This is a genomic window from Paraburkholderia sp. AV2 (genome assembly GCF_054968425.1).
Genome location: NZ_JBANLK010000043.1, coordinates 31921 through 56489 on the forward strand (window position 1 = coordinate 31921; position 24569 = coordinate 56489).

Annotated in this window: 24 protein-coding genes and 1 pseudogene; 8 read left to right on the forward strand and 17 right to left on the reverse strand. The window is 67.6% G+C overall.

Annotated elements, in window-relative coordinates:
• Positions 1-2: 2 nt before the first annotated feature.
• The 4 genes from glmU to V8683_RS24355 all read right to left on the reverse strand — a co-directional run bounded on the left by glmU (position 3) and on the right by V8683_RS24355 (position 3852).
• Positions 3-1364 (reverse strand): bifunctional UDP-N-acetylglucosamine diphosphorylase/glucosamine-1-phosphate N-acetyltransferase GlmU, encoded by a 1362-nt coding sequence (gene glmU / locus V8683_RS24340; protein WP_411188224.1) that lies wholly within the window; start codon positions 1362-1364, stop codon positions 3-5.
• A 175-nt stretch (positions 1365-1539) separates the two neighbouring features.
• A complete protein-coding gene (gene ttcA, locus V8683_RS24345; RefSeq protein ID WP_411188223.1) occupies positions 1540-2538 on the reverse strand; it encodes a tRNA 2-thiocytidine(32) synthetase TtcA in 999 nt (332 codons plus the stop codon).
• A 3-nt stretch (positions 2539-2541) separates the two neighbouring features.
• Positions 2542-2937, reverse strand: coding sequence for a dihydroneopterin aldolase (locus V8683_RS24350; protein ID WP_027792947.1), 396 nt, complete (start codon positions 2935-2937; stop codon positions 2542-2544).
• A 51-nt stretch (positions 2938-2988) separates the two neighbouring features.
• Positions 2989-3852 carry an SDR family oxidoreductase gene (locus V8683_RS24355; protein ID WP_411188222.1) on the reverse strand — a complete coding sequence of 288 codons (864 nt, stop codon included), beginning with the start codon at positions 3850-3852 and terminating at the stop codon, positions 2989-2991.
• 13 nt (positions 3853-3865) lie between these two features.
• Between V8683_RS24355 and V8683_RS24360 the strand changes: the two genes are divergently transcribed.
• Together V8683_RS24360 and V8683_RS24365 are read left to right on the forward strand one after the other, a co-directional pair.
• Positions 3866-5068: a class I SAM-dependent methyltransferase gene (locus tag V8683_RS24360; RefSeq protein WP_411188221.1), complete on the forward strand. Its 1203-nt coding sequence runs from the start codon at positions 3866-3868 to the stop codon at positions 5066-5068.
• Positions 5069-5084: 16 nt separating this feature from the next.
• Positions 5085-5279 (forward strand): DUF2905 domain-containing protein, encoded by a 195-nt coding sequence (locus V8683_RS24365; protein WP_411188220.1) that lies wholly within the window; start codon positions 5085-5087, stop codon positions 5277-5279.
• A gap of 3 nt (positions 5280-5282) precedes the next feature.
• Here the strand turns inward: V8683_RS24365 and V8683_RS24370 are convergent, their stop codons facing one another.
• The 4 genes from V8683_RS24370 to V8683_RS24385 are packed head-to-tail and all read right to left on the reverse strand — an operon-like array spanning position 5283 to position 10166.
• On the reverse strand, positions 5283-6521 hold the full coding sequence (locus V8683_RS24370) for a multifunctional CCA addition/repair protein (protein ID WP_411188219.1): 1239 nt from the start codon (positions 6519-6521) through the stop codon (positions 5283-5285).
• The gene (locus tag V8683_RS24375; RefSeq protein ID WP_411188218.1) at positions 6518-7165 is read right to left on the reverse strand and encodes a glutathione S-transferase family protein; all 648 of its coding nucleotides are present in this window, start codon (positions 7163-7165) and stop codon (positions 6518-6520) included. Before V8683_RS24375 ends, V8683_RS24370 begins: the two co-directional genes overlap by 4 nt.
• A 34-nt stretch (positions 7166-7199) precedes the next feature.
• Complete coding sequence (locus V8683_RS24380) at positions 7200-8156, reverse strand: complex I NDUFA9 subunit family protein (RefSeq protein ID WP_411188217.1); 957 nt, start codon at positions 8154-8156, stop codon at positions 7200-7202.
• A gap of 36 nt (positions 8157-8192) precedes the next feature.
• Positions 8193-10166 carry a lytic transglycosylase domain-containing protein gene (locus tag V8683_RS24385; RefSeq protein WP_411188216.1) on the reverse strand — a complete coding sequence of 658 codons (1974 nt, stop codon included), beginning with the start codon at positions 10164-10166 and terminating at the stop codon, positions 8193-8195.
• 8 nt (positions 10167-10174) lie between these two features.
• On the opposite strand from V8683_RS24385, the gene V8683_RS24390 reads away from it, so the two are divergent.
• Entirely contained in the window at positions 10175-10813 is a 639-nt protein-coding gene (locus tag V8683_RS24390; protein ID WP_411190476.1) for a 5-formyltetrahydrofolate cyclo-ligase, read from the forward strand.
• Positions 10814-10838: 25 nt separating this feature from the next.
• On the opposite strand, the gene V8683_RS24395 is transcribed toward V8683_RS24390, so the two are convergent.
• Positions 10839-11351: a winged helix DNA-binding protein gene (locus V8683_RS24395; protein WP_411188215.1), complete on the reverse strand. Its 513-nt coding sequence runs from the start codon at positions 11349-11351 to the stop codon at positions 10839-10841.
• A gap of 260 nt (positions 11352-11611) precedes the next feature.
• Here V8683_RS24395 and pxpB point away from each other — a divergent pair, with 260 nt between their 5' ends.
• The 5 genes and pseudogenes from pxpB to V8683_RS24420 all read left to right on the forward strand — a co-directional run bounded on the left by pxpB (position 11612) and on the right by V8683_RS24420 (position 15937).
• The gene (gene pxpB / locus V8683_RS24400; protein WP_411188214.1) at positions 11612-12271 is read left to right on the forward strand and encodes a 5-oxoprolinase subunit PxpB; all 660 of its coding nucleotides are present in this window, start codon (positions 11612-11614) and stop codon (positions 12269-12271) included.
• Positions 12268-13332 (forward strand): 5-oxoprolinase subunit C family protein, encoded by a 1065-nt coding sequence (locus V8683_RS24405; RefSeq protein WP_411188213.1) that lies wholly within the window; start codon positions 12268-12270, stop codon positions 13330-13332. Before pxpB ends, V8683_RS24405 begins: the two co-directional genes overlap by 4 nt.
• 62 nt (positions 13333-13394) lie before the next feature.
• Complete coding sequence (gene pxpA / locus V8683_RS24410; protein ID WP_411188212.1) at positions 13395-14150, forward strand: 5-oxoprolinase subunit PxpA; 756 nt, start codon at positions 13395-13397, stop codon at positions 14148-14150.
• Between the two features lie 48 nt (positions 14151-14198).
• Positions 14199-14987: pseudogene (locus tag V8683_RS24415) on the forward strand (DUF969 domain-containing protein).
• Positions 14984-15937: a DUF979 domain-containing protein gene (locus V8683_RS24420; RefSeq protein WP_411188211.1), complete on the forward strand. Its 954-nt coding sequence runs from the start codon at positions 14984-14986 to the stop codon at positions 15935-15937. The pseudogene V8683_RS24415 and the gene V8683_RS24420 overlap by 4 nt, the downstream one beginning before the upstream one ends.
• A 12-nt stretch (positions 15938-15949) precedes the next feature.
• On the opposite strand, the gene V8683_RS24425 is transcribed toward V8683_RS24420, so the two are convergent.
• The 8 genes from V8683_RS24425 to V8683_RS24460 all read right to left on the reverse strand — a co-directional run bounded on the left by V8683_RS24425 (position 15950) and on the right by V8683_RS24460 (position 24474).
• Positions 15950-17137 (reverse strand): TraB/GumN family protein, encoded by a 1188-nt coding sequence (locus V8683_RS24425; protein ID WP_462880685.1) that lies wholly within the window; start codon positions 17135-17137, stop codon positions 15950-15952.
• Entirely contained in the window at positions 17115-18170 is a 1056-nt protein-coding gene (locus tag V8683_RS24430; RefSeq protein WP_411188209.1) for a peptide ABC transporter ATP-binding protein, read from the reverse strand. Before V8683_RS24430 ends, V8683_RS24425 begins: the two co-directional genes overlap by 23 nt.
• Positions 18167-19204 (reverse strand): ABC transporter ATP-binding protein, encoded by a 1038-nt coding sequence (locus V8683_RS24435; protein ID WP_411188208.1) that lies wholly within the window; start codon positions 19202-19204, stop codon positions 18167-18169. The genes V8683_RS24430 and V8683_RS24435 overlap by 4 nt, the downstream gene beginning before the upstream one ends.
• A gap of 1 nt (position 19205) precedes the next feature.
• Positions 19206-20123, reverse strand: coding sequence for an ABC transporter permease subunit (locus V8683_RS24440; RefSeq protein ID WP_411188207.1), 918 nt, complete (start codon positions 20121-20123; stop codon positions 19206-19208).
• A gap of 54 nt (positions 20124-20177) precedes the next feature.
• Positions 20178-21191, reverse strand: coding sequence for an ABC transporter permease subunit (locus V8683_RS24445; RefSeq protein WP_411188206.1), 1014 nt, complete (start codon positions 21189-21191; stop codon positions 20178-20180).
• A 154-nt stretch (positions 21192-21345) separates the two neighbouring features.
• Positions 21346-22977, reverse strand: coding sequence for an ABC transporter substrate-binding protein (locus V8683_RS24450; protein WP_411188205.1), 1632 nt, complete (start codon positions 22975-22977; stop codon positions 21346-21348).
• A 293-nt stretch (positions 22978-23270) separates the two neighbouring features.
• Positions 23271-24101, reverse strand: a complete 831-nt coding sequence (gene metF, locus V8683_RS24455; protein ID WP_411188204.1) for a methylenetetrahydrofolate reductase [NAD(P)H] — start codon at positions 24099-24101, stop codon at positions 23271-23273.
• A gap of 22 nt (positions 24102-24123) precedes the next feature.
• Positions 24124-24474: a phage holin family protein gene (locus V8683_RS24460; RefSeq protein ID WP_411188203.1), complete on the reverse strand. Its 351-nt coding sequence runs from the start codon at positions 24472-24474 to the stop codon at positions 24124-24126.
• Positions 24475-24569 lie beyond the last annotated feature (95 nt).

Below are 24569 nucleotides of genomic sequence, written 5' to 3' on the forward strand. Positions count from 1 at the left end.
CATTACTTCTTTTTCTTGACGGGCCGCACGTAGCCGGCCTTCTCGACCTGGGTCTTGCCGTTGAGCACGAGCATGTCGTTGGCCACGTCCTTCCACACCGTCGTGCCGGCCGCGACGGTCACGCCGCTACCTACGCGCACCGGTGCCACGAACTGCGTGTCGGAGCCGACGAAGACGTTGTCGCCGATCACCGTGCGATGTTTGTTGGCGCCGTCGTAGTTGCAGGTGATGGTGCCCGCGCCGATGTTCACGCCGGCGCCCACGTCCGCATCGCCCACATAGCTCAGGTGATTGGCCTTCGAGCCCGTGCCGATGTTCGCATTCTTCACCTCGACGAAGTTGCCCACATGAACCTCGTTGGCCAGCTTCGCGCCGGGGCGCAGACGGGCATACGGCCCAAGCACGGCCGCTTCGCCGACCGTCGCGTCTTCGATATGCGTGTAGGCGTCGATGCGCGTGCCCGCGCCGATCGCGGCGTTGCGGATCACGCAGTTCGGACCGACCGTGACGTTGTCCGCCAGCGTCACGTTGCCTTCGAACACGCAGTTCACGTCGATCGACACGTCGCGCCCGCACTGGAGCGTGCCGCGCACGTCGATGCGCGCCGGGTCCGCGAGCGTGACGCCCGCCACGAGCAGCGCCTCGGCGACGTTGCGCTGGTGCACACGTTCGAGTTCGGCGAGCTGCTGCTTGCTGTTGACGCCGAGCGTTTCCCACTCTTCGTCGGGCTGAGCCGTGACGACCGGGTGTCCCGCCGCGATGGCCTGCTCGACGACGTCGGTGAGATAGAACTCGCCCTGCGCGTTGTCGTTCTTGAGCGCGGCGAGCCAGCCCGCAAGCGGCGCGCTCGGCGTAATGACGATGCCCGTATTGATTTCGGCGATTCGGCGCTCGGCCTCGCTCGCATCCTTCTGCTCGACGATGCGCACGACCTGGCCCGCCGCGTCGCGCACGATGCGCCCGTAACCGGTGGGATCGTCGAGCGTGACGGTCAGCACGCCGTAGCCGTCCTTGCCTGCTGCTGCGGCAAGGCGTTCGAGCGTCGAGGCGCGCGTGAGCGGCACGTCGCCGTACAACACGAGCGTGGGCACGCTCGTGTCGATGAACGGCAGCGCCTGCTGGAGAGCGTGGCCCGTGCCGCGCTGCTCGTGCTGGACCGCGAACTGGACGTCGGGCGCGGCGACGGCTGCGCGCACCGCGTCGCCGCCATGGCCGATCACGACGACGAGTCGCGTGGGCTCAAGCATGCGGGCGGTATCGATGACGTGCGAGAGAAGCGGCCGGCCGGCCAGCGGGTGCAGGACTTTGGGCAGCGCGGAGTGCATGCGCTTGCCCATGCCCGCAGCCAGAATCACGATGTTCATGGCATCGGCGAACAGGAATTTGAAGCTGCCGATTCTAGCATGCGGGTTTGTCCGGAAAACGCGCCGCAGCGGTCAGTTAAGCCTTGTTTGACAAGGCTTTGTGCGCGGGCCGGGGAGCCTGCGCAGCGGCGCCGCCGGACGGGGTCAAAACCCGGCATCCGGCGGCAGGCAAACGTTAAAGATCGTCGAACTTCGTAAACGAGATCGGCGTGCCTTCCGCGGAGGGCGACGGCGTATCCGTCGAGCACGGCTCCTCGTCGAAGGCGATATCGCCCTGCGGATCGGCCTCGCCCGTCGCGCGCAGGTCCTTGAAACCGAACAGCGACGCGTCCATCAGGTGCGACGGCACCACGTTGCCGAGCGCGTTGAACATGTTCTCCACGCGGCCCGGGAAACGCTTGTCCCATTCGCGGATCAGCGCCTTCATTTCGGCGCGCTTGAGGTTCGGCTGGCTGCCGCAGAGATTGCACGGAATGATCGGGAATTCGCGCAACTGGGCGTACTTTTCGAGATCGACTTCCTTCACGTAGGCGAGCGGGCGGATCACGATGTTCTTGCCGTCGTCGGACTGCAGCTTGGGCGGCATGCCCTTGAGCTTGCCGCCGTAGAACAGGTTCAGGAGCAGCGTTTGCAGGATGTCGTCGCGATGGTGGCCGAGCGCGATCTTCGTCGCGCCCAGCTCGCCCGCCACGCGGTACAGAATGCCGCGGCGCAGCCGCGAGCACAGCGAGCAGGTGGTCTTGCCCTCGGGCACGAGGCGCTTGACGATGCTGTAGGTGTCCTGATTCTCGATATGGAACGGCACGCCGATCTGCGTCAGGTACTCGGGCAGCACGTGCTCGGGAAAGCCCGGCTGCTTCTGGTCGAGGTTCACGGCCACGATCCCGAAGTCGATCGGCGCGCGCTCGCGCAGGCGCAGCAGGACGTCGAGCATCGCGTAGCTGTCCTTGCCGCCCGAAAGGCATACCATCACCTTGTCGCCGTCCTCGATCATGTTGTAGTCGCCGATCGCCTGGCCGACCTGGCGCGCGAGCCGCTTGAAGAGCTTGTTGTTCTCGTACGCTTCCTTCTGCTCGCGGCGCGTGAGCGCGCGGCGGCCTTCGGCTTCGGTCTCCGGCGCGGCCCCTTCGAGCGGGCCGCGGTCCTCTACCGGGAGGGTTTCGGGGGCGTTCATGAATCAGTCCTCTTTGATGCGAAAGACCTCGACGCCCACCGCGTCGCAGTCCGGATAAACGTCGGGCTTTTCGGTCGACAGGCGCACCGCGCGCACGAGCGGGTGCGCGAGCAGGGCCGTCGCGAGATCGTCGCAGAGGGTTTCCTGCAGATGGATGTGGCCCTGGCCCACGCGCGCGGCCACGGTCGCGCGCATGTAGTCGTAGTCGACCACTTCGCGCAGCTTGTCCTCGCGCGGCGTGGTCTGCGCGAGCGGCACGAACAGGTCGACGTTGATGACGACGCGCTGTTCGCCGCGCTTTTCGAAGTCGTGCACGCCGATATTGATGTTCACTTCGTAGTTGCGCAAAAAGAGCCGGCGGCAATCGGCGAGCCGGGGGTGCAGCAAGACGGCGGACATAGTCGTTCCAGTCGATAAAAAACCGTGCCTTCGCGGCACGGGCGGCGCCGCTCAGGCGCCGGTCAAAAACATCACGTCGCGCGGCAGCGGCACGAGGTGCTGGCCGCCGTCCACGACGAGCGTCGTGCCCGTCACGCCGGACGCGCTCGCCAGATACAGCGCGGCCGCCACGAGATCCGCGGGCCGCGACGCACGCTTGAGCGGCGTCATCTGGTGCGCGGCCGCGAAGCTTTCCGGCGTCTGGTCGCCCGACTGCAGCGTGAGGCCCGGCGCGAGCCCGACCACGCGCACCTTCGGCGCGAGCGCCTGGGCGAGCGCGACGGTGGCGTTCGCGAGCGCGGCCTTCGTCAGCGTGTACGAGAGATAGTCCGGATTCATGTTGTACAGCTTCTGGTCGAGCACGTTGATGACACACGTGCGCAGCGACTCGTCGGTTGCCGCGGCCTCGGGCGTCGCCTCGTAAAGCGTGCGCGCCAGCACGAGCGGCGCGCCGACGTTGATCGCCATGAGCTGCAGCAGCTTTTCGTAGCCGACGTCGAGCGCCGAATCTTCCTCGAAGCGCGAAGCGTTGTTCAGCACGCACGCGGGACGCCCCAGCGCCGCCGTGCAGGCCGGGACGAGCCGCGCGACCTCGCTTTCGTCGGCGAGATCGGCCTGCAGCGCCACCGCGCGGCGGCCCAGCGCCTCGATCTGGGCGACGACTTCATCGGCTGCCGCGCGCGATTCGCCGAAATGCACCGCCACGTCCCAGCCATGCGCCGCAAAGCCCACCGCCAGCTCCCGCCCGATCCGGCGCGCGCCGCCCGTCACCAGCACCACGCGTGCAGCGGCCGGCGCTCCCGAAAAATCGGGGCCGGATACTGGGGCCGCCGCGGAGAAGCCGGAAGCCGGGCGGATGCCGGAAGTAGCGCTCATTTACAATGCCGGGATGAATCCGAAAGCTCACGAGCCCGATAGTTTACCTGTTCCCGAGCCGATCGCGCTCGCGCAGTCCGAGGCGCTCGCCGCGACGCTGCGCGCGCAGATCGCGGCGGCGGACGGCTGGCTGCCGTTCGACCGCTATATGGAGCGTGCGCTCTACGCGCCGGGCCTCGGCTACTACGGCGGCGGCGCGCGCAAGTTCGGCTTCGATGCCCGCGACGGCAGCGACTTCGTGACGGCGCCGGAGCTCTCGCCGCTTTTCGCCGCGACGCTCGCGCGCGCGCTGGCCGAAGCGCTCGCCGCGAGCGGCACGCGCGCGCTGATGGAGTTCGGCGCGGGCACCGGCAAGCTCGCAGCCGGCATCCTGCTCGCGCTCGATGCGCTCGGCGTCGACTTCGATTCCTATGCAATCGTCGACCTGTCCGGCGAGTTGCGCGCGCGCCAGCGCGCGACGATCGAAGCGCTCGCGCCGCATCTCGCGCCGCGCGTGACCTGGCTCGACGCGTTGCCGGCGCAGTTCGAAGGCGTGGTGGTCGGCAACGAAGTGCTCGACGCAATGCCGGTGCGTCTGTTCGCACGCAAGGATGCGGTCTGGCACGAGCGCGGCGTGACCGTCGGCGCGCAAGGCGCGTTCGTTTTCTCCGACCGCCCCGCCATGAGCGGGCTCGACGCGCACTGGCCCGAAGGCGTGCTCGCGGGCGTCGAGGGCAGCGAAGACTACCTGACCGAAACCCACGAGGCGGCGCTCGCGTTCACGCGCACGGTCTGCACGATGCTCGTGCGCGGCGCGGCGTTTTTCATCGACTACGGGTTCCCGCGCCGCGAGTACTATCACCCGCAGCGCGCGCAGGGCACGCTCATGTGCCACTACCGGCACCGCGCGCACGGCGATCCTTTCCTGTACCCCGGCCTCCAGGACATCACGGCGCACGTCGAATTCACGGGCATCGCGGAAGCGGCCGTCGAGTCCGGCGCGGAAGTGCTCGGCTATGCGTCGCAGGCGCGCTTCCTGATGAACGCGGGCATCACCGAAGTGCTTTCGGAGATCGATCCACGCGATGTCCAGCGTTTCCTGCCCGCCGCGAACGCCGTGCAGAAGCTGGTCTCCGAGTCGGAGATGGGCGAGCTCTTCAAGGTGATCGCGTTCTCGCGCGGCATCGACACTACGCTCACGGCGTTCGCGCGCGGCGACCGCAGTCATACGTTATGACGAGGCGCGCAACGCCATGATCCGCTGGTTCCTGACCACCTTCATCGCCGTTGCGATACTGTCGAGCGCGCAGCCCTGGCTGAGCAAGCTCGGCATCGGCAGGCTGCCCGGCGATATCACGCTGCGCCTTTTCGGCCGCGAGTATCCGCTGCCATTCATGTCGACGCTCGTGCTTTCGATGGCGCTTTCGCTGCTCGTGCGCGTGCTGTAACGCTCACGCGGCCGCGAGCGCGTCCTCCACCGCCTTGACACGCGCGCGGTGCACCGCTTCCTTGATCTGCTCCGCACCGCCGCCGCAATCCCGCGCGATGGCGCCCGCGTCCACCGCGCGTGCCGCCACCAGCGCCACGCGCAACCGTTCGGCCTGCGGATACGGCGCGTTCTCCCAGCCGAGGCGCCCGCGCAGATCCGCCTCGCAGGCCTGCAGCGCTTCCGCGAAACGCGCCGGCTTGCGCAGCGCGTCGCCGCGTTCGAGCATCCGCACGAGCGCCGCCCCGCCCATGTCCATCACGCGATGCACGTTGCCGTGTTCGCGCGCAACGAGCATGGCCAGGTCGCGGCATTCGTTGGGTACGCGCAGGCGATCGCACAACGGCTTGAGCAAATCGACGCTGCGCCCTTCGTGGCCGATATGGCGCGGCAGCACGTCCTCGGGCGTGGTCGCCTTGCCGAGGTCGTGCGTGAGCGCCGCAAAGCGCACCGGCAGCGCGTAGCCCTGCGCCGCCGCGTAGTCGATCACCATCATCACGTGCACGCCCGTATCGACTTCCGGATGGTAGTCGGCGCGCTGCGGCACGCCATAGAGGCTGTCCACTTCGGGCAGCACGCGCGCGAGCGCGCCGCACTCGCGCAGCACCTCGAACATGCGCGAGGGCTTGTCCTCCATGAGGCCACGCGCCACTTCCTGCCACACGCGTTCCGGCACGAGCGCATCGGCTTCGCCCGCTTCGACCATGCGGCGCATCAGCGCCATGGTTTCGGGCGCGACGGTGAAATCCGCGAAACGCGCCGCGAAGCGCGCGACACGCAGAATGCGCACCGGGTCTTCGAGAAAGGCGTCGCTCACGTGGCGGAACACGCGCGCGCGCAGATCGCCCGCGCCGTCGAACGGATCGATCACCGGCCCGCTCATCACGTCGCCCGGCAGCATTTCGCGCGCCATCGCATTGATCGTGAGATCGCGGCGGGCGAGATCCTCTTCGAGCGTCACGTCGGGGGCATAGAAGAACTGAAAGCCGTGGTAGCCGGCTGCGGTCTTGCGCTCGGTGCGCGCGAGCGCGTATTCCTCGTTCGTCTGCGGATGCAGGAACACCGGAAAGTCCTTGCCCACGGGACGATAGCCCTGCGCCGCCATCTGCTCGGGCGTCGCGCCCACCACCACGTAATCGCGGTCGCGCACCGGCAGCCCGAGCATCTCGTCGCGGATCGCTCCGCCCACGACATAGATTTTCATGGAGCGAGTTCGTCGTCCGCCACGATGTGGGTCTCGCGGCGCGCCGCCTCGATCCACGCGGCCACGGCCGGCAGCGCCGTCACCCGTTGCACGTAGGCAGCCGCTTCGGGCGAGAGCTTCGGCTGATAGCTGTTGAAGCGCATCGCGACCGGCGCATACATCGCGTCGGCAATGCCGAACTCGCCGAACAGGAACGGTCCGCCGCTCGCCGCCAGGCATTCGCGCCAGAGCGCGTCGATGCGCGCGATGTCGGCGAGCACGTCCGGCTCCGTGCCCACGCCGGGACGCGTGAGGCGGATGTTCATCGGCATCGCGTTGCGCACGGCGCCGAAGGCCGAGTGCATTTCGGCGCTGATGCTGCGCGCGCGAGCGCGCGCATTGGGCTCGCGCGGCCAGAGCGCGTGCTGCGGATAGCGGTCGGCCAGCGTTTCCGCGATCGCGAGCGAGTCCCACACGGCGAAGCCGTCGTCGGACACGAGGCACGGCACCTTGCCCGAGGACGAGTAGGCGAGGATCGCGGCCTTGGTGCCCGGCTCGTCGAGTTCGATCAGCACTTCTTCGAACGGAATGCCGAAATGCGTGAGCAGCAGCCACGGCCGCATCGACCACGACGAATAGTTCTTGTCTCCGATTACGAGTTTCATCACAGGCTTGAAGTGTAGGGTTGGAAAGATGCGGCTAGCGCCCCGCGTGCGTGCGGAACAGGTTGAGCCGCGAACGCTGCGAGGCGTCGCCGAGATACAGCGGCGCGACGGCTTCGATGCTCGCCGGCTCGATGCCGAGCTCCGGCGCAAGCGGCCCCGACAACACGCTGTCGACTTTCATCGAATCGAGATTGTCGCGCGTGAGCATCGGCTCGCCAGGCGCGATCTCGAACGAGAGCGCCTGCAGCCGCGCAAACGCTTCGGGCAGGCGCATGATGCGCGCATGGCGGCCCACCACCTCGCCGCAATACGCGACCAGCTGTTCGAGTGTGTAGACGCTCGGGCCGCCGAGTTCGTAAGTGTGCCCGCTGGCGGCGTCGAGATCGAGCACGTTGACGATCGCCTTCGACACGTCGCCCACGTAGACGGGCTGGAACTTCGCGTCGGGCATCGCGAGCGGAATCGCGGGAAAGAGCTTTTGCAGGAGCGCGAAGCGGTTGAGAAACAGGTCGTCGGGGCCGAACACCACGGAAGGCCGAAAGATCGTCGCGGCCAGCGACGCCGACGCATGCACGGCCTTCTCGCCGTCGCCCTTCGAGCGCAGGTACATGCTGGGCGCGCGCGGATCGGCGCCGATCGCGCTCACGTGAACGAGCCGATGTACGCCCTTGCCTTCGCAGACGGCGACGATCTTCGTCGGCAGCTCGACGTGCAGCTTCGCGAAGCCGGCTCCGTAAGGATCGCCGCGCCCGCCGTTGAGCGTGCCGACGAGATTGATGACGGCGTCGGCGCCTTCCACGAAGCTCGCGAGCGCAACGGGATCGAAGACGTCGGTCTCGATCACGTCGATGGGAAGCAGCGTCAGATGGCGGGCGCTGTAGCGCCGCCGCGTGGCGATGCGCACGGTCTTGCCCGCCTCGACGAGCGCGTTGACGAGATGACTGCCGATGAACCCCGAACCGCCGATCACTGCGATGGTTTGATGTCGCATCTCCGACCTCCCTGGTGCAGGCGGCGGCGCGGCCGCCTAGGGCGCGATGTAACCGAGACGCGCCTTCAGCGATTGCGGGCGGCCCTCGAACAGCGCCGCATAGTAGACCGTGTTCGACAACACGTTTTTCACGTAATCGCGGGTTTCCTGGAACGGAATGGATTCCGCGAAGATGGCGCCCTCAACGGGCTGCTGCAACGACTGCCGCCATGTGCTCGGGCGGCCCGGTCCGGCGTTGTAGCCCGCGGTGGCGAGCACGGCGGAACCGTCGAACTGATTGTAGATCATCGACAGATAGTTGGTGCCGAGCAGGATGTTCGTGTCGATGTCGTTGAGCTGGTCGCGCGACAGCGGGCCGAGGCCGATCTTCCTCGCCACCATCTGCGCCGTGGCCGGCATGATCTGCATGAGGCCGCTCGCGCCCACGCCCGAACGCGCGTTCATGATGAAGCGCGACTCCTGGCGCATGAGGCCGTAGGCCCATTCGACGTCGAGGCCGGTCGTTTGCGCGTCACGGTCGACAATGTCGCGATACGGCGCGAGATAGCGCAGCGAGAAGTCGTGCTCGCTCACGGTGCGGTCGGCCGTGTTGACGGTGCGGTCGAGCAACTGGATGCGCTTCGCGTATTCGGCGGCGGCGAGCAATTGACGGTCCGTCATGTTGCGCAGCGGCCAGTTCCATTCGCGATTGCCTTCAAGCCGCAGGTTCAGTGCGTAGAAGCGCTGCGCGAGGGCGAAGCCGGGCGTTTGCGCGGCCTGCGCGATTTCGGCGTCGGTGACCGTGGTCTTCGGCGGAATCGTGATCTTCTGGCCAAGCTCCTCGAGCGCCAGTTGCCCGTAGAAGTTGTAGCCCTGCGAGATCTGCGTGAATTCCTGGTTGGCGCCGGCCACGTCGCCCGCCTGCTTGAGCGCGCGGGCGTGCCAGTAGACCCACGAAGGCTGCGCGCGCAGCGCCGCGGGCATCTGCTCGATCGACCAGCGCACCATGGTCCAGTCGCCGCCCAGCAGCGCAGCGCGCACGCGCCACTCGTAAGCGGGATTCGAGAGCGGCGCGTTGGCCGAGAGGCGATACCAGTCGAGGGCGCCCGGCATGCGCTTCTGCGCGGCCTCATAGCCGATCGTGCCCCAGCCGATCCCGCGCTCGGGCAAGGCCAGCGACGGCGCCACCGCCGCGAAGGTCGCGGCCGCCATCGCCGGATCGTTGCGCGCCATCACCGTGACGGCGAGCAGCGCGAGCTGATGCGACAGCGGGTCCGCGCTCACGCCGGCCGCCAGCGTGATGGGCGGCGTGTTCACGGCCTGCGAGAACGCGGCCGCATCGGGCTGCGTGGCGAGGCCGCCAAGCAGCTTGAAGCCCGTGCCGGTCTGGTTCTGTTCGTAGGCGAGACGGATTTGCTGCCAGACGTCGTCGCTCGTCAACTGGCCTTTGATCGCGAGCGCGGTCACGAGGTCCACGCAGCCGTCGCCGTAGTAGCGCGGATCGGTGAGCAGCGCACGCGCGTCGTTCGCGACGTTCTCGCCGTGCGCCGCGCGCGATTCGAGCGCGTAGCACTTCACCTGCGTGTCGTCGTTGAGCACGAAGCGCGGGTATTGCTGATCGAAGTTCGCCCAGTCGTGGCGCGCGCCGAGCACGAGCAGATAGTCGTTGCGCAGCCGGTCGGCAATGGCCTCGCCGTCGTGGCGCTGCAGGAACGACAGCACGGGCGCATCGGGCGCGTCGGTGCGCGCGTGGCCCTGCGAATCGAAAAGCTGCGGCTTGAGCTGGAAGTACTCCAGATACGAGGGCGCCGGATAGTCCGGAATCATCGCGGCGAGTTGCGCGGCGCGCGCCGGGTCGTTGTTGCGCGCGGCTTCGCGAAGCTGGATGAACGTCTGGTCGTCCGGGGAAAGCTGGGCGTCGAGGGGAAGCGCAACGGGACGCACGGCCGACGCCGTGCTGCACGCGACGAGTGCCGCGGCGGCCAGCGCGAAACCGGCCGCGCGATATACTCGGACAAGGCGTTTGGACATCGTTATTTCTGGAGCACGAGGTGAGCCCAAGCATAGCACGCAACCCCCGCGCTCAATCCAAAAAGACGTGGCGCGCAACACTCGCTGCAACACGTCTCGAAGCCGCGTCGGACGTGGCGCTCAGCGCTGCGCTGGAGCAGCGTCTTGGCTTGCTCGTCGAACGTCTCGCGCCGCGCTCGATCGGCTTTTACTGGCCCTTGCGCGGCGAGTTCGACGCGCGTACGTGGATCGCCGCCTGGCTACGCGACGGGTCGTCGCGCAGCGCGGCGCTGCCCGGCATTCCCGAGCGTCACGCGCCGCTCGCGTTCTATGCGTGGATCCCCGAGGCACTCCTGCGCGAAGGTCATCACGGCATCCCCGAACCGGCATCGCAGGAGCGCGTGGTACCAGAATTGCTGCTCGTGCCCTGCGTGGGCTTCGACGCACAAGGCTACCGCCTTGGCTACGGCGGCGGCTATTACGATCGCACGCTCGCCGCGTGGCCGGGCGAGCGCCTGCCGATTACCGTGGGCGTCGCCTGGGAAGCGTGCCGTATCGACGAGGGCGTGCCCGAGCGCGAAGCGCACGACTTGCCGCTCGACGCCATCGTCACCGACGCCGCGACGCATCTCACGCCGCGACTGGATTCGCGCCTCGGCGCGCCCTGACACACACCCACACGCGGCGCGCAACTTAAAGCGAAGCCGCCGCGCGCGCCGCGGTGTCGTAGAGTCCCGACGCGTTGCGCATGATCTGTGCGGCGTCGCCAATCTGCTCGTTGCTGAGGCCGCTTTCCTTGAGCGTGGCGATCAGGCAGCTTTCGCGCACGTCGCGGTAGCGCAGGCACAGGTCGCGCCCCTCGGGCGTAACCGAAAAGAACACTTCCTTGCCGCTCTTCTCGCTTTTTACATACCCTCTGGCAACGAGCTTCTTCAGCGCATAGGTGGCGACGTGCGTGTCCTCGATGTTGAGCACGAAGCAGATGTCGGCGAGCTTCTTGCGTCGATCGCGATGTCCCACGTGATGCAGCAGCGACACTTCGACGGCCGTCATGTCCTTCACGCCCGCCGCCGACATGCAGCGCACCATCCAGCGGTTGAACGCGTTGCTGGCCATGATGAGGGCGTATTCGAGTTCGGAAAGCTCGGCGCTCGATTCGGAGACGAGATGCTCGGACGAAACGATCTTGGTCGGCTGGCGCGACATGAGGAGAACCCGTGGTCGGAAAGGATCGTGTCGAGAGTGTAGTGGTGCGCGAGGGAGCCAGCGCCTGGCGAAAACTCTTATTGAGATATTGTAGGTAATTTATCGACAATGTGTCCCAAACAAGGAAAGGCGGCCGCTCTGGCCTCCCGCCCTTACGCGCAACGCTCCCACCCTTACGCACAGCGAGCCGCCGCGACGATTCGCGCGGCCCGCGCCGCGGCGAGGCACAATCCTGTGAGGAACCGCATCCTTTAACCGCCATGCCGAACCCTACTCCACGCATCTTTCCGCTTGGTGACGTGGCGCTCGTCTGCGAAGCGCCGCCGCCCGCCACGCTCGAAGTCCAGCGCCGCGTCTGGGCCGTCGCCGCGCTCGCGCGAGACTGGGCGCCCGTGCGCGAGGTCGTGCCCGGCATGAACAACCTGACCGTCATCTTCGACCCGCTCGAGGCGGACGCCGACGAGCTCGCAGGGTGGCTCGAAGCCGCCTGGCGCGACGCGGATGCCGCGCCGTACGCGGGCCGCGACGTCGAGATTCCCGTCTCGTACGGCGGCGAGGGCGGTCCCGACCTCGAAGTCGTCGCGCGTCACACGGGCCTCGCCGCCGCCGACGTGGCCGCGCGCCACGCCGCGGGCGTCTATGTCGTGTTCTTCCTCGGCTTCCAGCCCGGCTTCGCCTATATGGGCGGACTCGACGCCGCGCTCCACACCCCGCGCCGCCGCGAGCCGCGGCTTGCCGTGCCGGCCGGATCGGTGGGCATCGGCGGCGAGCAGACGGGCATCTATCCCGCGCGGTCGCCGGGCGGCTGGCAACTGATCGGCCGCACCTCGCTCGCGCTCTTCGACCCCGCGCGCACGCCGCCTGCGCTGCTCATGCCCGGCGACCGCGTGCGCTTCACCATTGCGGAGCTCCTCGCGTGATCGAAGTGCTCCGCTCAGGCCCCCTCACCACGATCCAGGATCTGGGCCGGCCGGGCTACCGGCATCTGGGCATCGCGACGGGCGGCGCGCTCGATCCGCTCGCGCTCGAAGTCGGCAACCGGCTCGTCGGCAACCGGTCCGACGCCGCCGGCATCGAAGTCACCTTCGGCCCCGTCGCGCTGCGCTTCGCGCGCGCGACGCGCATCGCCATCACCGGCACCGAGTTCGGCGCGACGCTCGGCGGCCGCCCCGTCTGGTCGTGGTGGAGCCTGCCCGTCGCCGTGGGCGAAGAGCTCGTGCTAGGCGGCGCGAAACGCGGCATGCGCGCCTATGTGTGCGTGGCGGGCGGCATCGACGTGCTGCCGATGCTCGGCTCGCGCAGCACCGATCTTTCCGCCGGCTTCGGCGGCCTCGCCGGCCGCGCGCTCAAGGACGGCGACCGGCTCGCGACCGGCGCCAGCGCCGCGCCCGGCGGCGAGCGCGCGTCGCTCGCAACCGGCGCGCCGCCATTCGGCGTCAAGGCGCCGGCGCTGTGCAACTGGGTGCTCACCGGCGAAGCCCCTCACCGGCGCGGGCGCCATCCCGACGGCCTCCCATGGGCGGTGCCGGTGCGCGTGCTGCGCGGCCCGGAATACGACAGCTTCGCTCCCGAAGCGCATCGCACGTTCTGGTCGGACGAATGGCTCGTTACGCCGAACAGCAACCGCATGGGCTACCGCCTTTCGGGCACGGCGCTCGAACGCGAGAGCGGCGTGGACCTGCTCTCGCACGCGGTGCTGCCGGGCACGATCCAGGTGCCGCCGAACGGCCAGCCGATCGTGCTGATGAGCGACGCGCAGACCACCGGCGGCTATCCGAAGATCGGCTCGGTGATCCGCGCCGACCTCTGGAAGCTCGCGCAGGTCCGCCTGAACGGCGGCGTGCGCTTCGTGGAGACGACGCCCGCGGCGGCCCGCAAGGCGCTCGAAGAGGAACAGACCTACCTGCGGCAGATCGACATCGCGATCGCCATGCACGACGAACGCTACGCGAGCCGCCGGGCGGCGGCGCCACGCGCGTAGCCCAGCAGCAGCGACACCGGACAAGCAGGACAACCCAGGGCAACAGCGCCAGGAGGAACACCATGACCACCATCGATCTGAACGCCGATCTCGGCGAGGGCTGCGGCTCCGACGAAGCGCTGCTCGATCTCGTCAGCTCCGCCAACATCGCGTGCGGCTGGCATGCGGGCGGCGCCAACGCGATGCGGGAATGCGTGCGCTGGGCCGTCGGCAAGGGCGTGTCGATCGGCGCCCACCCGAGCTTCAACGATCCGGAAAATTTCGGCCGCAAGGAGATGCACCTTCCGGCCGGGGAAATCTACGCGGGCGTGCTCTACCAGCTCGGCGCGCTTTCGGCGATCGCCCAGGCCGAGGGCGGGCGCATCGCCCACGTGAAGCCGCACGGCGCGCTCTACAACCAGGCGGCGCGCGACGCGGAAATCGCGGATGCGATCGTCTCCGCCGTGCACGACTTCGACCCCTCGGTGGCGGTGTTCGCGCTCGCGGGCAGCGGCCTCGTGACGGCCGCGCGCAACGCGGGGCTCGCTGCCGTGGAGGAAGTGTTCGCCGATCGCGGCTACCGCGCGGACGGCTCGCTCGTGCCGCGCAGCGAGCCGGGCGCGCTGCTCGACGACGAAGAGACCGTGCTCGCGCGCACGCTCGCGATGATCCGCGAACAGCGCGTGCAGGCCGTGGATGGCGCATGGGTGCCGCTCAATGCGCAGACCATCTGCCTGCACGGCGACGGGCCGCATGCGCTGGCGTTCGCGCGGCGCATCCGCGCGGCGCTCGACGAGGCGGGCATCGGCGTGCGCCCCCTGGACACGGCAGGCGACTGAACAAGAAGCGGCACTCACGAAAACACCAATTATCCGGAGGAGATCGAGATGCCCACCACCGTCAGCCTGTGGCCCCTCATCGGGGTGGCCGTGATCATCGTCGGGTTCATATTGCGCTTCAATCCGATGCTGATCGTGGCCGCCGCCGCCATTGCCACAGGCCTCGCCGCCGGGTTCCCGCCCGGCAAGATACTCGCCGCCATCGGCACCGGCTTCATCAAGACCCGCAACATTCCGCTCATCATCCTGCTGCCGCTCGCGGTGATCGGCCTCTCCGAGCGCCACGGGCTGCGCGAGCGCGCGCAGATCTAGATCGGCAACATCCAGGCGGCTACCGCGGGACGCCTCCTGATCGTCTACCTGTTCGTGCGCGAGATCACGGCCGCAGTCGGGCTGACGGGGCTCGGCGGCCACCCGCAGATGGTGCGTCCGCTCATCGCGCCCATGGCCGAAGGCGCCGCCGAAAACCGCTTCGGCAAGCTCGCCGACTCCGTGCGCTACACGCTGCGCGCTTATGCGGCCTCCGCCGACAACGTGGGCCTCTTCTTCGGCGAGGACATCTTCGTCGCCTTCGGCGCGGTCGTGCTGATGACCACGCTGCTCAAGGAGGCGGGCGTGAGCGCGGAGCCGATGCATGTCGCGCTCTGGGGTATCCCGACAGCGCTCTGCGCGTTCGCGATCCACGCCACGCGGCTCTGGCTGCTCGACCGCCGGCTGGAGCGCGAGCTGGGCGGTGCGCGCAAGGACGGCGGTGCCGCTCTGGACGGAACCGGAGCCGGCGCCGAAGCCCCAACGCCGGATCGACAGCGCGGCATGGGACAGGGAGACGAGGCATGACGCTCACTATCGACTACCTGTTCTGGCTGCTCGGCATCGTGCTCCTGATCGTGGGCGGCATGATCGTCGCGGACCGCGCGCATCCGCGGCGCTTCACGGCCGGCGGCTTCTGGCTGCTCTACGCGCTGATCTTCCTCGCCGGCGACAAGCTGCCCGCCGAGGTCGTGGGTGCGCTCGTGATCGCGATGGCGCTGATCGCCGGCTTCGGCGGGGTGACGGCCGCGAAGCCGAAGGTCTTGTCGCTCGAAGCGCGCATGGCGAGCGCGAAGCGCCTCGGCAACCGCCTCTTCGTACCCGCGCTGACGATCCCGTTCGTCACCGTCCTCGTCACGCTTGCCGCGAGCCACCTCGTGTTCGGCGGCACGCCGCTCTTCGAACCGAAGAACGTCACGCTGGTGGGCTTCGGCGTGGGCTGCGTGATCGCGCTCGCCATCGCCTGCCTCATCACGCGCGACAGCGTCGGCCAGTCGATGCAGGAGACCCGCCGGCTCGTCGACGCGCTCTCGTGGGCGGCGGTGCTGCCGCAGATGCTCGGCATGCTCGGGCTCGTGTTCTCGGACGCGGGCGTGGGCAAGGCGGTCGCGCACGTCACGACGTCGTACATCGACATGGACCTGCGCTTCGTCGCGGTGGCGGTCTACTGCGTGGGCATGGCGCTCTTCACGGTCATCATGGGCAACGGCTTCGCGGCGTTCCCGGTGATGACGGGCGGCGTGGGCGTGCCGGTGCTCGTGGGCGTGTTCCATGTGAACCCGGCAATGATGGCCGCCATCGGCATGTTCTCGGGCTACTGCGGCACGCTCATGACGCCGATGGCGGCGAACTTCAACATCGTGCCCGCCGCGCTGCTCGAACTGCCGGACAAGAACGCGGTGATCCGCGTGCAGGTGCCGACCGCACTGGGCATTCTCGTCTGCAATATCGTGCTGCTGAATCTGCTCGGGTTTTGAGGCGCGCGGCGCTCACCCCGGATCGACATTGAAGCCGTGCTGGCGCCGCAGCGCCCGCCCCCCCTTGGGGCCGCCCAGGTGCAGCGAGCCGATGGCAACGAAGAGCGGCTTGTTGGGCGCGGCGATCTGCAGCATGCGCGAGACGAAGCGCCGATTGCGCGCGTAGAGGATACGTTCGTCGATCGAATCGGAAACGCGCGGGTCGTGCGCCAGCTTCTCCGAACGCGCGCTCTCCCACGCGGCAATCGCGTCGGCATCGCCCACGCGCCACAGGTGCAGCAAGGTCTGCACGTCGGCGGCGTTCTGCGCCGGCGTCTGCGCGAGATCCTGGGCCAGCATCTCGCGCTGCTGGGCCAGCGTGAGGCGCGTGAACGCGCGCATCTGCTCGGAAAGCGTCTCCAGCCCCACGATGCGGCGGCCCTTGAGCCGCAGAAAGACGTTCTGCAACTGCGCCTCGGTGCCGTACTCGGTCTGCAGGCCCGCGCTCAGCGAATCGTAGGTCTCCACGAGCAGCGATGCGAGCCACGGTCGCATCCGGCGGATTTCGGCGAGCGCCTCGGGATTGCCGCGCAGGCGCGCCTCCAGCTTCTGCCATAGCGGATCGGGCAGCAGTTGCGGCAGGCAGGGCCGCGAGCACACGCCATATTTCGAGACGTCGTCCTGCGAGACGAGCAGATCGTCGGGCGAGAGTTCGAGGGCGAGCGTGGGCGAGGCGTTGAGCGCCGCGAGGATCGACGGGCGGAACGGCTGGTTCGGCGGATAGTCGGCCGGATCGCCCACGTGCAGCGTGCCGAGCACGTAGATGGTGGTCGTGCCGCGCGTGGCGACGTAGTACGGCATGCGCGCCGGCTGCACGCGCACGGGACCGCCGGCGGTCGTGCCCGAGGCGTAGCTCGGCACCGCGGGCGGCGCGTGGAAGCCGGGGATGCCCGCGCCCGTCGAGGGCGCACCCGGCACCGGCATGGGCGGCCGGATGCCGGGCGTATTGCCGGCGGAGCCGCCCGCGAGCGCCGCAGGCACGAACGAAGGCCCGAACGCGACCGCCAGCGCGAGCGACGCGCCCACGGCTACACGCGCGGCAGTACGCTTCGGCATACGCCATAGCGCACGCAGGACCGAAGCGATACGGCCACCGGCTGTACGCAGGCGGCGCGTCGCGCAACGCGCCGCTGTCTCATCAGGCCGGCATGGGCCGCCCATCCTGTTCCCCCACCTCCTCAGCACGATGGCAGGATACCTGACGACCGTCCACTTCGCGAAGCCCCGGAACCTCCTTGCGGCACCGCTCGATCGCATACGGGCAGCGCTGATGAAACGTGCAGCCCGAGGGCGGATGGAGCGGCGAAGGCAGCTCGCCTTCGAGCTGGATCTTCACGCGCCGGTCGGCCGCGAAGATCGCGGGCGTGGCGGAGAGCAGCGCCCGCGTATAAGGGTGGCGCGGCTGCCCGATCACGGTCCTCCGGTCGCCCAGCTCGGCAATGCCGCCGAGGTACATGACCATCACGTCGTCGGCCACGTGCTCCACCACCGAAAGGTTGTGCGAGATGAAGACGTAGCTCGTGCGGAACTGTTCCTGCAGGTCCATGAACAGGTTCAGGATCTGCGCCTGGATCGACACGTCGAGCGCGGAGACGGGTTCGTCGGCCACGACGATCTGCGGATCGAGGATCATCGCGCGCGCGATCGCCACGCGCTGGCGCTGCCCGCCCGAAAACATATGCGGATAGCGACTCGCATGCTCGGGCCGCAGGCCGACGATACGCATCATGTGCGCGATGCGGTCCGCGCGTTCGCCGGCCGTCAGCTTCGTGTTGATCGCGAGCGGCTCGCCCAGCGTCTCTTCCACGGTCTTGCGCGGGTTGAGCGAGGCGTACGGGTTCTGGAACACCATCTGCACGCGGCGGCGCAGTGCGGCGGCTTTCTCTCCGCTCGCGCGCGCGACGTCCTCGCCGTCGATCACAAGGCGGCCCGCCGTGGGCGGCTCGATCATCGTGAGCTGGCGCGCGAGCGTGGACTTGCCGCAGCCCGATTCGCCGACCACGGCAAGCGTGCGGCCGCGCGCGAGCGAGAACGAAACGCCGTTGAGCGCCTTGACCGTGCTCTCGCCGAACAGACCGCGCCGAACGGTGTAGTACTTCTTCAGATCCTCGGCGACGAGCACGCGATCGTCGTCGCGGCCCGCATCGCGGGGCGTTTGAGGCGTGTGGGGCGTGGGGTGGGGAACCGCGTTCATTGCGCGCCTCCGTTCGTCTGGGTTGCCGCTAGATTGAGCGGCTTGATGCAGCGAACCTGCGCGAGCGACGCTGCGCCCACGTCGGTCATGCTGCCCGGCAGCGGCCCGAGCGCGGGACGCGCCTTCCGGCAATCGTCCACCGCATACCGGCAGCGCGGCGCGAAGAGACAGCCGCCGGGCCGGTCGTCGCGACCCGGCACCATGCCCGGCAGCGCCGCGAGGCGCTTCGCGCCCTTGTTGTGCTCGGGAATCGCGGCGAGCAGCGCCTCGGTGTAGGGGTGATGCGGCCGCGCGAAAATGTCGGACACCCGGTTCGTCTCGATGATCTCGCCCGCGTACATCACGGCCACGCGCTGCGCGACCTCGGACACCACGGCGAGATCGTGCGAAATCAGCACGAGCGCCATGCCGCGTTCCTTCTGCAGATGCACGAGCAGTTCCATGATCTGCGCCTGGATCGTCACGTCGAGCGCCGTGGTGGGTTCGTCGGCGATCAGGAGCTTCGGGTTGCAGGCCACGGCCATCGCGATCATCACGCGCTGGTTCATGCCGCCCGACATCTGGTGCGGAAAGTTGTCGATGCGGTTCTTCGCGTCGGGTATGCCCACCTGGTCGAGCAGTTCGAGCGCGCGTGCGTGCAGCGCGGCGCCGCGCAGGCCCTCGTGCAGCTTCAGCACTTCCTTGATCTGGAAGCCGACGGTGTAGCTCGGATTGAGGCTCGTGAGCGCGTCCTGGAACACCATGGCGATGTCCTTGCCCACGATCCTGCGGCGCTCCCTGCCCGTGGCGCTGAGCAGGTCGCGGCCGTCGAATGCGATGGAGTCGGCGCTCACCTTGCCGGGCGCGTCGACGAGGCCCATCAGCGCCATCATCGTCACGCTCTTGCCCGAGCCCGATTCGCCGACGATGCCGAGCACCTCGCCGGGCGCCACGGAAAGATTCACGCGGTCCACGGCAGGCAGGCCGTTGAAGTTCACCGCCAGATTGCGGACGCTCAGCAGCGCATTCGTCTGGATATTGCTCTGATCGTTCATCTCAGGCCATCCGTTTCAGCTTGGGATCGAGCGCGTCGCGCAGCCCGTCGCCGAGCAGGTTGATCGCAAGCACCGAAATCAGGATCGAAAGGCCGGGCATCGTGACGATCCACCATGCGCTGTCGATATAGTCGCGTGCCGAGGCGAGCATCGCGCCCCACTCCGCCCGCGGCGGCTGCACGCCGAGGCCGAGGAAGCCGAGCGCGGCGGCGTCGAGAATCGCCGAGGAAAAGCCGAGCGTCGCCTGCACGATGAGCGGCGCCGTGCAGTTGGGCAGCACCTGCGAAAACATCAGCCGCAGCGTGCCCGCGCCGGCCACGCGCGAGGCCGTGACGTACTCCTTGTGCAACTCGCCGAGCGCGGAGCCGCGCGTGAGACGCACATAGCCCGGCAGCGCGACGATCGCGATCGCGAGCATCGTGTTGGTGAGGCCCGGACCGATGATCGCGACCACGGCCACCGCCAGCAGCAGCGACGGCAAGGCGAGCAGCACGTCCATGAGACGCATGATGGGCGTGTCGGCCCACTTCTCGAAGAACGCGGCGACGAGCCCGAGCACGACGCCCGGAATCAGCGCGAGCACCACCGAAACACAGCCGATCCAGAGCGAAAGGCGCGCGCCGTACATGAGGCGCGAGAGGATGTCGCGGCCCGCTTCGTCGGTGCCGAGCAGGAACTTCGCGTTGCCGCCGTCGAGCCAGGCGGGTGGAATCTTCACGTAGTCGCGGTATTGCTCGATGGGACTGTGCGGCGCGATCCACGGTGCGAAGATCGCGACGAAGACCAGCACGAGCACGATGACGCCGGCACCCACGGCGCCTTTGTTCTGCGCGAAGTTCGCCCAGAATTCGCGCAGCACGAGCAGGCGGCCCGAGGGCGGCGCGAGCGTTTTGGGCGCGGCGTTCTGAATGTCGGCCATCACGCCTCCTCGTTTCGTTTCAGGTATTGTGGGGTTGGCATCGTCATGGCGCGATTACCTCGTATGGCGGATGCGCGGATTGAGCACGCCGTACAGAAGATCGACGAAGAGATTCACGAGGATCACGAGCGTCGCGATCATGAGGATGCCGCCCTGCACCACCGGATAATCGCGGCGCGCAATCGCGTCGATGAGCCATTTGCCGATGCCGGGCCAGGAGAACAGCGTTTCGGTGAGCACCGCGCCCGCCAGCAGCGTGCCGACCTGCAGGCCGATCACGGTGACGACGGGGATCAGCGCGTTGCGCAGCGCGTGCACGACGATCACGCGCGCGGGCGAAAGCCCCTTCGCGCGCGCGGTGCGAATGTAGTCCTCGCGCAGCACTTCGAGCATCGAAGACCGCGTCATGCGCGCGACCACCGCGAGCGGGATCGTGCCGAGCACGATGGCGGGCAGGATCAGATGCGAAAGCGCGGAGCGGAACGAGCCTTCGTCGGTGCCGGGCAAGAGCGAGTCGATCAGCATGAAGCCGGTCACGTGCGGAATGTCGTACTCCACGGCGATGCGCCCCGAAACCGGCGTCCAGCCCAGCTTCGCCGAGAACACCATGATGAGAATGAGGCCCCACCAGAAGATCGGCATGGAGTAGCCGGTGAGCGCGGTGCCCATCACGCCGTGATCGACGAGCGTGCCGCGCTTGAGCGCCGCGAACACGCCCGCGGGCAGGCCGATCACGAGCGCGAAGAGAAGCGCGCAGATCGAGAGCTCGACGGTGGCGGGAAAGCGCGCGAGGAACTCGCCCATCACGCTCGTATTGGTGATGATCGACGTGCCGAGATTGCCCTGCAGCGCATGGCCGACGTAGTGCAGATACTGAAGCGGCAGCGGTTCGTCGAGCCCGAGGCGATGCATCGCCTCCGCATGCATCTGCGGGTCGACGCCGCGCTCGCCCATCATCACTTCGATGGGATCGCCCGGAATCAGGTGGATGAGCGCGAACGCCAGCATGGTGATGCCGATGAAGGTGGGTATCACCATGCCGACCCGGCGCAACACGAAGCGGAACATGTTGTGCTCCCCCCAAAGCTTGAAGTGAGTCTGAAGACGAGTTTGACAATAAAGCGCGACCGGCGACGGGGGCTCGTGACCCCGGTCGCCGGACCTGATCCGGCCAGTCGTCCTGGTTGCAGGGCCGACGGGCCGAACGACCACTCGCCCGATGTTACTGCACGCTCACACCGTCGAAGCGCGCGTAGCCCAGCGGCTCGATGCGCATGTCGATCACCTTCTTGCTGACCGGCTGATAGACGGTCGAGTGCGCGATGGGCGAGAACGGCAGTTGCTGGGCGAAGATCTGCTGCGCCTCGGTATAGTACTTCGTGCGCTGCGCCTGATCCGACGTCACGCGGCCTTTCTGGACCAGATCGTCGAACGGCTTGTAGCACCACTTGCCGAAGTTGTTGCCGTTAACGGCCTCGCAGCCCAGCAGCGTGCCGAGCCAGTTGTCGGGGTCGCCGTTGTCACCCGTCCAGCCTATCAGCATCGCGTCGTCCTCGCCCGCGTGCGCGCGCTTGATGTACTCGCCCCATTCGTACGTGACGATCTTCGCCTTCACGCCGATCTTTGCCCAGTCGGCCTGGATCATCTCGGCCATCAGGCGTGCGTTCGGGTTATACGCGCGCTGCACCGGCATCGCCCACAGCGTGATCTCGAAGCCGTTCGGCAAACCGGCCTTCGCGAGCAGCGCGCGGGCCTTCGCCGGATCGTACGGATTGGCCTTCAGGCTCTTGTCGTACGACCACTGCGTGGGCGGCATCGGGTTGGTGGCGGGCTGACCCGCTCCCTGGTACACCGAATCGATGATTGCCTTCTTGTTGATCGCCATGTCCAGCGCCTCGCGCACCTCGACCTTGTCGAGCGGCTTGTGTTCGACGTTGTACGAGAGATAGCCCAGGTTGAAGCCCGGCTGCGACGGCATGGCGATATTCGGTTCCAGCTTGAGCGGGGCGATGTCGGCGGGACGCGGATAGCTCATCACCTGGCATTCGTCGCGCTTGAGTTTCTGCACGCGCACGCTCGCGTCCGGTGTAATCGAGAAGATCAGCTTCGAGATCTTCACCGCGCCCGGCTTCCAGTAGTCGGGATTGCCTTCGAAGCGGATGGTCGCGTCCTTCGTGTAGCTCTTGAAAGCGAACGGTCCCGTGCCCACCGGATACTGGTTGATGTCGGCGGCCTTGCCGGCCTTCAACAGTTGATCGGCATACTCGGCCGAGAGGATCGAGGCGAACTCCATCGCCATGTTCTGGATGAACGGCGCGTTCGGCTCGTTCAGCGTGAACTTCACCGTGTACGGATCGACCTTTTCGACCCTGGCGATCAGCTTGTCGAGGCCCATGTCGGTGAAGTACGGGAACGACGCCGGGTACGCCTTGCGGAACGGCTGGTTCGGATCCAGCATGCGCTGGAACGTGAACACCACGTCGTCGGCATTGAACTCGCGCGTGGGTTTGAAGAACGCCGTGGTCTGGAACTTCACGCCGTGGCGCAGATGGAAGGTGTAGGTCTTGCCGTCGGCGGAAACGTCCCACGACTGCGCGAGACCGGGCTCGACCTTCGTGCCGCCGCGCTCGAATTCGACGAGGCGGTTGTAGACCGTGAACGTGTTCGCGTTGAAGTCGACGCTCGTCGTGTATTGCGCGGGATCGAAGCCGGCGGGGCTGCCTTCCGAGCAGTAGACGAGCGTTTTGTTCGGAATGCTTTCGGCCTGCGCGAGAGGGGCTCCAGCCATCGTTGCGGCCGCAAGCACGAGGCAAGAGGACCGTCGTGCAGCGCGCAACAGTTTATTTTCGTTCATGTTTCCTCCAGTTCTGTGCCGGCCGGAACCGGCTTGGCGCATCTTGCCCGAGACCATGCTGCGGTCACGAGCAAGCGGCGTGATGCGTATGCAAAACACGCGCAAAACGCATAACTTTCTATTGTCGCCGCCCCTCCAGCGCAGACGTATGATGGCCGTCAATCCAGATGGTATTTGATACGCAACTCGAATGGATTCGAGCGTGCATAAAAAACCGCGCGGCCCTGCCATGTGACAGGAGCCGCGCGGTCTGTCGATCGAGTTCGTCGCGGCGTTCGCGCGCCGCCTGCGCCTCAGAAGCCGAGGCGCTCGCAAACGGCCTTGGTGGCCGCAGCGCTATTGAGCGTGTAGAAGTGCAGGCCCGGCACGCCCGCTTCGGTGAGGCGGCGGCACAGCTCCGTCACCACGTCGAGGCCGAACGCGCGGATCGACTCGCGGTCGTCGCCGAAGCTTTCCAGACGCTTCGCGATCCAGCGCGGCACTTCCGCGCCGCACATCTCGGAGAAACGCATCAGCTGCGAGTAATTCGTGATCGGCATGATGCCGGGCACGATCGGCACGTCCACGCCGAGCTTGCGGGCGTCCTCGACGAAACGGAAGTACGCGTCGGCATTGAAGAAGTACTGCGTGATCGCCGAATCCGCACCCGCCTTCACCTTCTGCGCGAACGCGTCCAGATCGTGGCGCGGCGAGCGCGCTTGCGGATGGTACTCGGGATACGCGGCCACTTCGATGTTGAACGCGTCGCCGGTCTCCGCGCGGATGAACGCAACGAGGTCCGAGGCATAGCGCAACTCGCCCATTTCGCCCATGCCCGAAGGCAGGTCGCCGCGCAGCGCGACGATATGGCGGATGCCGTGCGAACGATAAGCCGCGAGGATCTCGCGCAGGCTATCCCTCGAGGCGCCGATGCACGAAAGGTGCGGCGCCGCCTCGATGCCTTCCTTCGCGATGTCGACCACGGTGTCGAGCGTGCCCTGTTGCGTCGAGCCGCCCGCGCCGAACGTCACCGAGACGAACTTGGGCTTGAGCGTGGCGAGCTCCGCGCGCGTGGCGCGCAGCTTCTCCACGCCGTCCGGCGTCTTGGGCGGGAAAAATTCGAATGAAAGTTCGATCGGTTTCATGATGGGTTGCCGCTGCGGCGCCTCAGAGGCTGCGGTTGCCGAAAATCAGGGCGGACAGCAGCCACGACACGATGCTGTAGAGGATCGAGCCGAAGAACGCCGACCAGAAGCCCGACACTTCGAAGCCTTTGAGCAGCGAAGCCGCGAGCCAGAAGCACAGCGCGTTCACCACGAGGATGAAGAGGCCGAGCGTGACGATCGTCACGGGCAGCGTGAGCAGGATCAGCACCGGGCGCAGCACGGCGTTGATGAGGCCGAGCACGAGCGCGATGATCAGCGCGGTGCCGAAGCTGCGAATGTGAATCGACGGCACGAGCCAGGTGATGATCAGCAGCGCAAGCGCGTTGATCACCCAGGTCAGCAGCACGGTCATGGTTAGCTCCTTGTTCTTGACGGTATGGCAGGTGGCCGAAGGGGGGGGGGGGGGGGGGGGGGGGGGGGGGGGGGGGCCCCCCCCCCCCCCCCCCC

Excerpts from the sequence above, each read along its gene's own strand:
- metF (WP_411188204.1), bottom strand. The coding sequence starts at position 24,101 with ATGAAACCGATCGAACTTTCATTCGAATTTTTCCCGCCCAAGACGCCG.
- V8683_RS24375 (WP_411188218.1), bottom strand. The coding sequence starts at position 7,165 with ATGAAACTCGTAATCGGAGACAAGAACTATTCGTCGTGGTCGATGCGG.
- V8683_RS24420 (WP_411188211.1), top strand. The coding sequence starts at position 14,984 with ATGACGCTCACTATCGACTACCTGTTCTGGCTGCTCGGCATCGTGCTC.
- V8683_RS24350 (WP_027792947.1), bottom strand. The coding sequence starts at position 2,937 with ATGTCCGCCGTCTTGCTGCACCCCCGGCTCGCCGATTGCCGCCGGCTC.
- V8683_RS24355 (WP_411188222.1), bottom strand. The coding sequence starts at position 3,852 with ATGAGCGCTACTTCCGGCATCCGCCCGGCTTCCGGCTTCTCCGCGGCG.
- V8683_RS24430 (WP_411188209.1), bottom strand. The coding sequence starts at position 18,170 with ATGAACGCGGTTCCCCACCCCACGCCCCACACGCCTCAAACGCCCCGC.
- V8683_RS24385 (WP_411188216.1), bottom strand. The coding sequence starts at position 10,166 with ATGTCCAAACGCCTTGTCCGAGTATATCGCGCGGCCGGTTTCGCGCTG.
- V8683_RS24360 (WP_411188221.1), top strand. The coding sequence starts at position 3,866 with ATGAATCCGAAAGCTCACGAGCCCGATAGTTTACCTGTTCCCGAGCCG.
- V8683_RS24370 (WP_411188219.1), bottom strand. The coding sequence starts at position 6,521 with ATGAAAATCTATGTCGTGGGCGGAGCGATCCGCGACGAGATGCTCGGG.
- V8683_RS24425 (WP_462880685.1), bottom strand. The coding sequence starts at position 17,137 with ATGGGCGGCCCATGCCGGCCTGATGAGACAGCGGCGCGTTGCGCGACG.
- V8683_RS24440 (WP_411188207.1), bottom strand. The coding sequence starts at position 20,123 with ATGGCCGACATTCAGAACGCCGCGCCCAAAACGCTCGCGCCGCCCTCG.
- pxpA (WP_411188212.1), top strand. The coding sequence starts at position 13,395 with ATGACCACCATCGATCTGAACGCCGATCTCGGCGAGGGCTGCGGCTCC.
- V8683_RS24395 (WP_411188215.1), bottom strand. The coding sequence starts at position 11,351 with ATGTCGCGCCAGCCGACCAAGATCGTTTCGTCCGAGCATCTCGTCTCC.
- V8683_RS24450 (WP_411188205.1), bottom strand. The coding sequence starts at position 22,977 with ATGAACGAAAATAAACTGTTGCGCGCTGCACGACGGTCCTCTTGCCTC.
- ttcA (WP_411188223.1), bottom strand. The coding sequence starts at position 2,538 with ATGAACGCCCCCGAAACCCTCCCGGTAGAGGACCGCGGCCCGCTCGAA.
- V8683_RS24365 (WP_411188220.1), top strand. The coding sequence starts at position 5,085 with ATGATCCGCTGGTTCCTGACCACCTTCATCGCCGTTGCGATACTGTCG.
- pxpB (WP_411188214.1), top strand. The coding sequence starts at position 11,612 with ATGCCGAACCCTACTCCACGCATCTTTCCGCTTGGTGACGTGGCGCTC.
- glmU (WP_411188224.1), bottom strand. The coding sequence starts at position 1,364 with ATGAACATCGTGATTCTGGCTGCGGGCATGGGCAAGCGCATGCACTCC.
- V8683_RS24460 (WP_411188203.1), bottom strand. The coding sequence starts at position 24,474 with ATGACCGTGCTGCTGACCTGGGTGATCAACGCGCTTGCGCTGCTGATC.
- V8683_RS24445 (WP_411188206.1), bottom strand. The coding sequence starts at position 21,191 with ATGTTCCGCTTCGTGTTGCGCCGGGTCGGCATGGTGATACCCACCTTC.
- V8683_RS24380 (WP_411188217.1), bottom strand. The coding sequence starts at position 8,156 with ATGCGACATCAAACCATCGCAGTGATCGGCGGTTCGGGGTTCATCGGC.
- V8683_RS24435 (WP_411188208.1), bottom strand. The coding sequence starts at position 19,204 with ATGAACGATCAGAGCAATATCCAGACGAATGCGCTGCTGAGCGTCCGC.